Genomic DNA, 8,686 nt, shown 5'->3' with positions numbered 1-8,686 from the left:
CAGCAGGGCCCCGAGGTTCCTGGTGCGCTGGCAGGCGGCGATGGAGCGTTGCAGGCGGTCCAGCAGCAGGCGGCGGTTGGGCAGACCCGTGAGCGCGTCGTAGAACGCCAGGCGTTCGATCTCTTGTTCGGCCAGCTTGCGATCGGTGATGTCCATGGTGAAGCCATGGGACACCACCGAGCCATCGGCCTCGCGGTGTGGAATGGCGTTGGTCATGTGCCAGCGCACGCTCCCGTCATTCATCCGCACACGGTATTCGCACTGCCAGGGCACCAGCTTGCGCACCGACATCATGGCCGAGCGCTGCACCAGCGGCAGGTCTTCAGGCACCACGCGGTGCATGAGCACGCCGTGGTCGGCCGTGACCTCATGTGGCTCCACGCCCATGAATTCGCGCACGGCATCGCTGATGTACTGCACGCTGGTGCCACCATCGGTATGCAGCCGGTATTCGTAGATGAAGCCGGGGATGCGGCTGGCAATGCGCTGAATGAACAAGAGTTGTTCACGCAATTGCTCCGCAGCGCGGTGCTCGTCCGTCACATCCTGCACCACCCCCATGACGACCTGCACGCCATCGCGCGGCAGCGTGCGTTGAACCCGCGAACGCATCCAGCGCACTTCGCCATCTGGCCGGCGCCAGCGGTACTCCACATCCAGGCCAGATCCCCGTTCTCGGATCTTGTCGAACACGTGCCGGTCTTCCGGCAGGATGCCACTCACCGCGCGCTCCGGGTCCACCCATTCCTGCTGCTCAAACCCGGCGATGTTGCACAGCCCGGGCGACCAGAGCAGCACCGTTTCGCCCGGGTCTTCAATGCGCCGCCAATGGCCAGTGCGCGCCAGGCTCTCCATGGTGTTGAACACGTCGGTCTGCTCGCGCAACTCGCGCCGCACTTCTTCCAGCGCACGCTCGGATGCGGCCAGTGATACCCGCAGATTTTCGGCTTCAGAGGCATCGCGCACCGTGACAACGATGCAGTCATTGGTCACGCGGCGGGCCGACAAGTCCCAGGCCAGCAACAGCCGACCGGGCTCGCGCACCACCTGGCGGCACTCCAGCGGAGCCCCCACGCGCACCACGCCGAGCAACTGGTCCAGCAGCGGCGTGTTGGCCAGCAGGTCAAACACCTCGGACGCATCCACGCCCGGATGCCGTACCGCTCCCAACCCTGGCATGCGCCGTGCCGCCGCGTTGGCGGCCAGCAGCAGCAGGCGGCCGTCTTGCAGACGAAACTCCATGAGCGCCAYCGGCACCGCGTCCACCAGCGCTTGAAGGCGCGCCTGCGCCATGGGCTCAATGAGGCCTTCCCCGGCAGGGGCGAGGAGGTCGGTCAACAGTTCGGACGAAATCACGGTCGCTCTGAAGCCTCTGAATCCTGGGGTTGAAACACCAACTCTCGACGGAGGGTGGCTCCGTTCAGGGTCAAGCTGCCAGCATACAGCCAAGAGTATGTCAAAACGTAACATCTTGGCAGAACGCAGTGGAATTGCCCAGGGGGAAACCCGATGATCGAACTGCTACAGTCCACGCCTCATTCCTGCCACCCCCTGCATGTCCGACACGCTCGAACACCACACACCCATGATGCAGCAGTACCTGGCCCTCAAGGCCGGGTACCCCGAGACGCTTCTGTTCTACCGCATGGGCGACTTCTACGAGGTCTTCTGGCAGGACGCCGAGAAGGCCGCGCGCCTGCTCGACATCACGCTCACACAGCGCGGCCAGTCGGGCGGCCAGCCGGTGGTGATGGCCGGTGTGCCCTTCCACGCTCTGGAGAACTATCTGGCGCGCCTGATCAAGATGGGCGAGTCGGTGGCGATTGCCGAGCAGGTGGGCGAAGTGGGCGCCAACAAGGGCCCGGTGGAGCGCAAGGTGGTGCGCGTGGTCACACCCGGCACGCTGACCGACACTGAACTGCTGTCCGACAAATCCGAATCGCTGCTGATGGCCGTGCACCAGGCGCCCCGCGCGCGCTGTGGTTTGGCGTGGCTGAGCGTGACGCAGGGCCGCGTGTACCTGGCCGAATGTGCGCACGACGAACTGGGCGCCTGGCTGGCCCGCGTGGCGCCCAGCGAACTGATCTACAGCGCAGGCGTGACCGAGCGCTTTGAACAACAACTGCAGGTGCTGCGCCAAGGCGGCGCCTTCACCTGCCCCATGAGTCTGCGACCCGACTGGCAGTTCGACAGTGCCCTGGGCGAGCGCAAGCTGCTCGAAAACCTGGGCGCGGCCAGCCTCCAGGCCTGGGGTGCACACGAATTGGGCGAGGCCCACGCCGCCGCTGCCGGGCTGCTGACCTACGCCGAGCACACGCAGGGCCGCACCCTCACCCACGTGCACAGCGTGCAGGTGCAGCGCAACGACGACCTCATCGACCTGCCCGCCACCACGCGCCGCAACCTGGAGCTGGTCAAGACCCTGCGTGGTGACGATGCACCCACGCTGTTCTCGCTGCTCGACACCTGCATGACSGGCATGGGCAGCCGMCTGCTCAAGACCTGGCTGCTGGAGCCGCGCCGCGACCGCGCCGAGGCACGCCAGCGCCTCTCGGCCACCACGGCCTTGCGGGGCGCGGGCGGCGCAGGCGGCGGCGCGGGCCCCTGGTCCACGCTGCGCGGCGAACTCAAGGGCGTGAGTGATGTGGAACGCATCACCGCCCGCATTGCGCTGCGTCAGGTGCGCCCGCGCGAGCTGGTCGCGCTGGGCAAAACGCTACAAAAATCAGAGCTGCTTGCGCTGAACGGAAGGGCACCAGAGCCATTTTTGATGCAGATTTTCAGCCACCTGCAACCACCCGAGGGTTGCATGGCACTGCTGCAGACCGCGATTGCCGAAGAGCCCGCCGCGCTGGTGCGCGACGGCGGCGTGATCGCCAMCGGCYWCGACACCGAGCTGGACGAGCTGCGCGCCATCCAGACCAACTGCGACGCCTTCCTGCTGGACCTGGAAACCCGTGAGAAAGCCCGCACCGGCATCCCCAACCTGCGCGTGCAGTTCAACAAGGTGCACGGCTTCTACATCGAGGTCACAAGCAGCCATGTCGAGAAGGTGCCTGATGACTACCGCCGCCGCCAGACGCTGAAGAAYGCCGAGCGCTTCATCACGCCCGARCTCAAGGCGTTTGAAGACAAGGCCCTGTCGGCCAACGAGCGCGCCCTGGCCCGCGAGAAATGGCTGTACGAGCAGATCCTGGACCAGCTGCAGCCCCACATCCCGCAGCTGACCCGCCTGGCCCAGGCCCTGGCCACGCTGGATGTGCTGTGCACGCTGGCCGAACGCTCGCTCACCCTCCACTGGTGCGCGCCGCAGTTCGTGCCCGAGCCCTGCATCGAGATCGAGGGCGGCCGCCACCCGGTGGTGGAGGCGCGACTGGCCGAGACATCGAGCGGCAGTTTCATCGCCAACCACACGCGCCTGAACGCCAACACGCGCATGCAGATCATCACCGGCCCCAACATGGGCGGTAAATCGACCTACATGCGCCAGGTCGCGCTCATCGTGCTGCTCGCCAGCATGGGCAGCCGTGTGCCCGCCGCGAGCTGCCGCCTGGGGCCCATCGACGCCATCCACACCCGCATCGGCGCGGCCGACGATCTGGCCAATGCGCAGTCCACCTTCATGCTGGAGATGACCGAGGCCGCACAGATATTGCACGCCGCCACGCCCCACAGCCTGGTGCTGATGGACGAGATCGGCCGGGGCACCAGCACGTTCGACGGCCTGGCGCTAGCCAGCGGTATTGCCACCCACCTGCACGACAAGACCCGCGCCTTCACGCTGTTTGCCACGCACTATTTCGAGTTGACCGAGCTGCCAGCCAAAGCGCGCCACGCGATCAACATGCATGTGAGCGCCACCGAGTCCGGCACCGACATCGTGTTCCTGCACGAGATCCAGCCCGGCCCGGCCAGTCGCAGCTACGGGATTCAGGTGGCCAAGCTGGCGGGCATGCCATCGCCCGTGCTGCACCACGCCCGCCATGCGCTGGCAGCGCTGGAAGAGCGCGCGGGCGAGGATGAGTTGCAAGTGGACCTGTTCGCCGCGCCCGAGGTGCCCGAGAGCGCGGGCGCCAGCCCTCTCGAGGCCGCGCTTGCAGGCATCAACCCCGACACCCTGAGCCCGCGCGAAGCGCTGGATGCGCTGTACCAGCTCAAGAAGATGGCAGGCTGAAGCGACGCCTACCCCGGCTGCGCTGCAGGCTGCTGACCGGGCTCTGGGCACACCGCCAGCGCATTTTTGAGTCCCAGGGGCATCAGGCGCTAGTGCTATATGCCCTGATTGCTATCAATTTTGAATATCCGCACCCCGCAACAGCTGGGGGCCGCCTGCAGGGCACACAGGCCGCCCATGCCACAGGCGACTAAACTCGCGGGTTACCTCCAAACAACAACCCCCATTGCTCCATGACGTACTGCGTCGCCATCAAACTCAACGCCGGGCTGGTTTTCCTGTCCGATTCCCGCACCAATGCCGGCCTGGACCAGATCAGCTCATTTCGCAAGATGATGGTCTACGAGAAGGCGGGTGACCGCTTCATGGTGCTGCTGTCGGCGGGCAACCTGTCCATCTCGCAATCGGTGCGAGAGATCTTGCAGACCGAGCAGATCAAGGACGGCGAGTCGGGCGAAGCCATCACCATCTGGAATGCCAAAAGCATGTTCGACGCCGCCCGCGTGCTCGGCGCCGCCGTGCGCCACGTGCACGAGCGCGACGGCGCAGCCCTCAAGCGCTCTGGCGTGGACTTCAATGTGTCCATGGTGTTTGGCGGCCAGATCAAGGGCGAGGGCATGCGCCTGTTCCAGGTGTACTCGGCAGGCAACTTCATCGAGGCCACATCCGAAACACCGTACTTCCAGGTTGGCGAATCCAAATACGGCAAACCCGTGCTCGACCGCGTGCTCACGCCCGAGACCCCGCTGGACGAGGCTGCCAAGTGCGCGCTGGTGTCGATGGACAGCACGCTCAAGTCCAACCTGTCGGTCGGCCTGCCGCTGGACCTGGTGGTGTACGAGGTGGACCGCTTTGCCACCGACAAGGTCATCTGCATCGACGAGAACAACCCGTACTTTCGGATGCTGCACRACAGCTGGGGMCARAAGCTGCGCSAGGTGTTCGACAGCATCGARGACCCCGCCTGGACCGGCGGCGCTACCGAGGTGCCGATCATGGTCAGCCCGGCGCGCAGCAAGCCACTCAAGAAGATCACCAACCATACCGACCGGCTGATCTGACGCCCTGCAGGCCAGCGCATCCCACGGCACCCGGCCGCGTGCGCGCCTGCAGCCCGGCCCTGCCACCCCGCCATGCCCTCCATGCTCCCCATCGTTTTCTCGCACGCCAACAGTTTTCCGGCCAGCACCTACCGCGTGCTGTTCAAGCACCTCAAGACCCGGGGTTTTGAAGTCAGCGCGGTCGAACGCTATGGCCACGACCCGCAGTACCCGGTGACCAGCAACTGGCCACACCTGGTGCAGCAGCTGGCCGACTTTGCAACGGTGCAGGTGCAGCGCCTGGGCCAGCCGGTGTTTCTGGTGGGACATTCGCTGGGCGGCTTTCTGAGCGTGATGGCCGCCGCCCGCCACCCCGAACTGGTGCGCGGCGTACTGCTGATCGACTCGCCCCTCATTGGCGGCTGGAAGGCCAACGTGGTCAGCGTGGCCAAGCGCACCCAGGTGGTGGGTTCGATATCGCCGGGCCGGGTGAGCCGCCAGCGGCGGTTCAGCTGGGCCAGCAACGAAGAGGCGCTGGAGCACTTTCGCAAGAAGAAGGCTTTTGCACGCTGGCACCCCGATGTGTTGCACGATTACATCACCCACGGCCTGCAAGACCAGGACGGCAAGCGGGTGCTGGGCTTTGACCGCGCGGTGGAAACCGCCATCTACAACACCCTGCCGCACAACCTGGGCCGCCTGCTCAGCAAGCACCCGCTGCAGTGCCCGGCCGCCTTCATCGGCGGACGCGATTCCGACGAGATGAAGCAGGTCGGCATGGCCATGACGCTGCGTGTCACCGAGGGCCGCACCATGATGCTGGACGGCAGCCACCTGTTTCCCATGGAGCAGCCCGTGGCCACTGCAGCAGCCATTGAAGCAGCGCTGCTCAACCTGGCCATGCTCACGCCCCGCCAGACTTAAGTCGTACTGGCAGATCCCCGCGCAGGGTCGCCTGCGTTCCGCCTTACCACCAAATTCGGACCGTAGGGCGCGAAAAAACGCCCCACACCGCCCCCGGATCAGGGCAAACAGGGGACACACACGCCGCGCCAATCCCCTACACTGGTGAAATTGTTACAGCGTGATACACCCGACATGTCTGCACAGCCCCCGACGGCCGGGCGCCTGCCCGCGCTCAGCTTTGCCTTGCTGGCCGCCTTTGTCATCGCAACAGCGGTGCGCACCCACAATGACACCACCATCGCCATCGTCATCGCCTCAGTGCTGATGTTTGCCTGCTGCTGGACCAGTGCAGCGCATCTGCTGGGCACCCGCGCTGCCCTGCAGTTTGTGTTGATCGCGGTCAGCCTGGGCTGGTTTGCCGAACAGATGGGCTCCAGCCGGGGCTGGTTCTTCGGGCACTACACCTACACCGATGTGCTGGGCCCCCGTCTGCTGGACGTGCCACTGGTCATTCCGATGATGTGGTTTGCACTGACGTATGCGGGCTATGTGATCAGCAACCTCATCGTCTGGCAATCGGCGGTGGACGGCGCTCCTGGCCTGGGCAATGCCGCCATGCTGTCATTTCTGGCGGCCATGATCGTGACCGCGTTCGACCTGGGCGCAGACCCCTACTTTGTGTACACCCTCAAGGCGTGGATCATGGCCAAGACCGATGGGGCCTGGTTTGGCGAAACCGTGCAGGGCTTTTTCGGCTGGGTGTTCGTGGCCTTTGTGATCATCTTCAGCTTTCGCATGTCGGTGCGCCAGCTCCCCTTGCAACCCGCCAGCCCCTTCCTGCGACGCCACGCCATGGTGCCGCTGACCATCTACGCGGCTGGCATGGTGTTCCAGATGATTCTGGGCAGCCCGGTGGAAATCCGGACCATTGCAGCCTTTGCCATGGGGATTCCGCTGCTCTGCGCGCTGGCGGGCTTCCAACGCTGGCGCGCACCGGGTAAGGTCGCGGCATGACCAGCAAGCCCCACAACCCTCTGCTGCCAGCTGCCGATCTGGCACCCATGCAGCACCACGCCGACCCTCTGGCCGACGCTACGATTGCCAGGATCCTTGGGCCCTGGCCCCCCGGCGACGTCGCCGCCGACGCTCCGCAATGGGCGCACATCAACACGGTGAACCTGCTGTTCAGCCAGTGGACCGACAACGCCACGCTGGCCACCTGGCAGGCAACCGAAGGCCCGGTGCAGGTGGGGGATGGTGACAAGGCCGCCAAAGGCTATGTGACCGCCGAGATGGCCAAGGCGCTCAACGACTATGTGCAGGCGGCGCAGGTGCTGCCGCCCTGGGCCGATGCCCGCAAGATCGAGCGCGCCGAAAAACTCTTCATGGACCACGGTGCGCTGTCTTGCATCCTGCTGTTCTGTGCAAGCCTGCCCGAGTGTTATGTGGTCCCGGACCTGTCGAGCGTGTTGCACACGACCGGCCAGCTGGAACAGAACACCGAATACCGCATCCGTTCCACAGCGGCCATGATCTTCCCGGTGATGCTGCACGGAGGCCTCAGCCCACGGGGTGCCGGTGTGGCACAGGTGCTCAAGGTGCGATTGATCCACGCCACGGTGCGCAATCTCATCCTGCACGGCAGCCCCGAACATGCAATCGCGCAATGGAAGGCCGGCGGAGACGGCCTGGTCGTGCCACGCGCAGCCCCCGCTGGTGGCGGCCGGTCCGTGATGTACCAGACCCTGTATGCACGTGGCTGGAACCTGGCCGCCAAAGGTCTGCCCTGCAACCAGGAGGAGCTGGCCTACACGCTGCTGACCTTCGGCTACGTGTTCCTGCGCAGCATGCGTCGGCTGGGTCTCGGTCTGCCGCCCGGGGACGAAGAAGCCTACCTGCACGCCTGGAACGTGGTGGGTCACGTGCTTGGCATCGACCGCTCCCTGATGGTGGAAACGATGGCGCAGGGCGATGCACTGATGGCACTGATGCAGGCCCGTGGCCGCGCAGAGCCGGTCACGCCCGACCCGCGCCCGGCCCTGGGGCAGGCCCTGATGCAGACCATGGCCAACGCGCTGCCCTGGCGCGTCGTCAAGCCCTTCCCGCAGCTCATGACCCGCTACCTGTGCGGGCGAGAAACCGCCGAGGACCTGGGGTTGAACCAGCCCGTGCCCTGGCTGTCGGCCCTGCTGTTCTGGTGCGTTCTGCTGCTGGCCCGCGCCATCGATGCGGTGGTGGGTTTGCTGCTGCCGCGTTTTTCGATCGTGCGCATGCTCACGCGGGCGCTTGGCTACCACTTCATGAGCCGGGTGCTGATGAGCCAGACGCGCCCGCTGCAACTGCCCACCGAACTGCTCAACCAGGTGGACACCGTGGTGCACAGCTGGAGCGACGACCCCCATGCCCCCGGCTGGCTCAACCGCATCGAGGATCGGCTGACCACCTCTGGCAGCTGGAGCCGGGGCCTGGCTGGCAAGGCAAAGCCCGCGCAGGCGGGCCAGACAGGCCAGGCACAGCAAGCCACATCGCCCTAGCCACCACGCCAATGCAACCGCTGCCGCGCAAC

At 65.7% G+C, this 8,686-nt stretch carries 6 protein-coding genes; 5 read left to right on the top strand and 1 reads right to left on the bottom strand.

The genetic code is table 11. The annotated features are described in order from the left end of the window. The coding region (locus AC04MI_RS11140; protein ID WP_476497801.1) for a PAS domain-containing protein at positions 1–1,356 on the bottom strand (1,356 nt) is incomplete at its 3' end. Between the two features lie 199 nt (positions 1,357–1,555). Here AC04MI_RS11140 and mutS point away from each other — a divergent pair. From mutS to AC04MI_RS11115, 5 genes are all read left to right on the top strand, one after another. Continuing rightward, positions 1,556–4,174: a DNA mismatch repair protein MutS gene (gene mutS / locus AC04MI_RS11135; RefSeq protein WP_476497800.1), complete on the top strand. Its 2,619-nt coding sequence runs from the start codon at positions 1,556–1,558 to the stop codon at positions 4,172–4,174. Between the two features lie 233 nt (positions 4,175–4,407). Continuing rightward, positions 4,408–5,235 (top strand): proteasome-type protease, encoded by an 828-nt coding sequence (locus AC04MI_RS11130; RefSeq protein WP_476497799.1) that lies wholly within the window; start codon positions 4,408–4,410, stop codon positions 5,233–5,235. Positions 5,236–5,316: 81 nt separating this feature from the next. Continuing rightward, positions 5,317–6,138: an alpha/beta fold hydrolase gene (locus AC04MI_RS11125; protein ID WP_056067102.1), complete on the top strand. Its 822-nt coding sequence runs from the start codon at positions 5,317–5,319 to the stop codon at positions 6,136–6,138. Between the two features lie 174 nt (positions 6,139–6,312). After that, entirely contained in the window at positions 6,313–7,134 is an 822-nt protein-coding gene (locus AC04MI_RS11120) for a carotenoid biosynthesis protein (RefSeq protein ID WP_099730863.1), read from the top strand. Further along, positions 7,131–8,654, top strand: a complete 1,524-nt coding sequence (locus AC04MI_RS11115) for an oxygenase MpaB family protein (protein WP_099730864.1) — start codon at positions 7,131–7,133, stop codon at positions 8,652–8,654. The genes AC04MI_RS11120 and AC04MI_RS11115 overlap by 4 nt, the downstream gene beginning before the upstream one ends. The last annotated feature ends 32 nt before the right edge of the window (positions 8,655–8,686 follow it).

Source organism: Acidovorax sp. LjRoot204 (assembly GCF_056175785.1).
Note: the sequence above shows the minus strand (reverse complement) of the source record. Positions and strands in the feature narration are given on the sequence as shown.

What these genes read in the sequence shown, in the direction of transcription:
- AC04MI_RS11125 (WP_056067102.1), top strand. Translation starts at nt 5,317, where the DNA reads ATGCTCCCCATCGTTTTCTCGCACGCCAACAGTTTTCCGGCCAGCACC.
- AC04MI_RS11120 (WP_099730863.1), top strand. Translation starts at nt 6,313, where the DNA reads ATGTCTGCACAGCCCCCGACGGCCGGGCGCCTGCCCGCGCTCAGCTTT.
- AC04MI_RS11115 (WP_099730864.1), top strand. Translation starts at nt 7,131, where the DNA reads ATGACCAGCAAGCCCCACAACCCTCTGCTGCCAGCTGCCGATCTGGCA.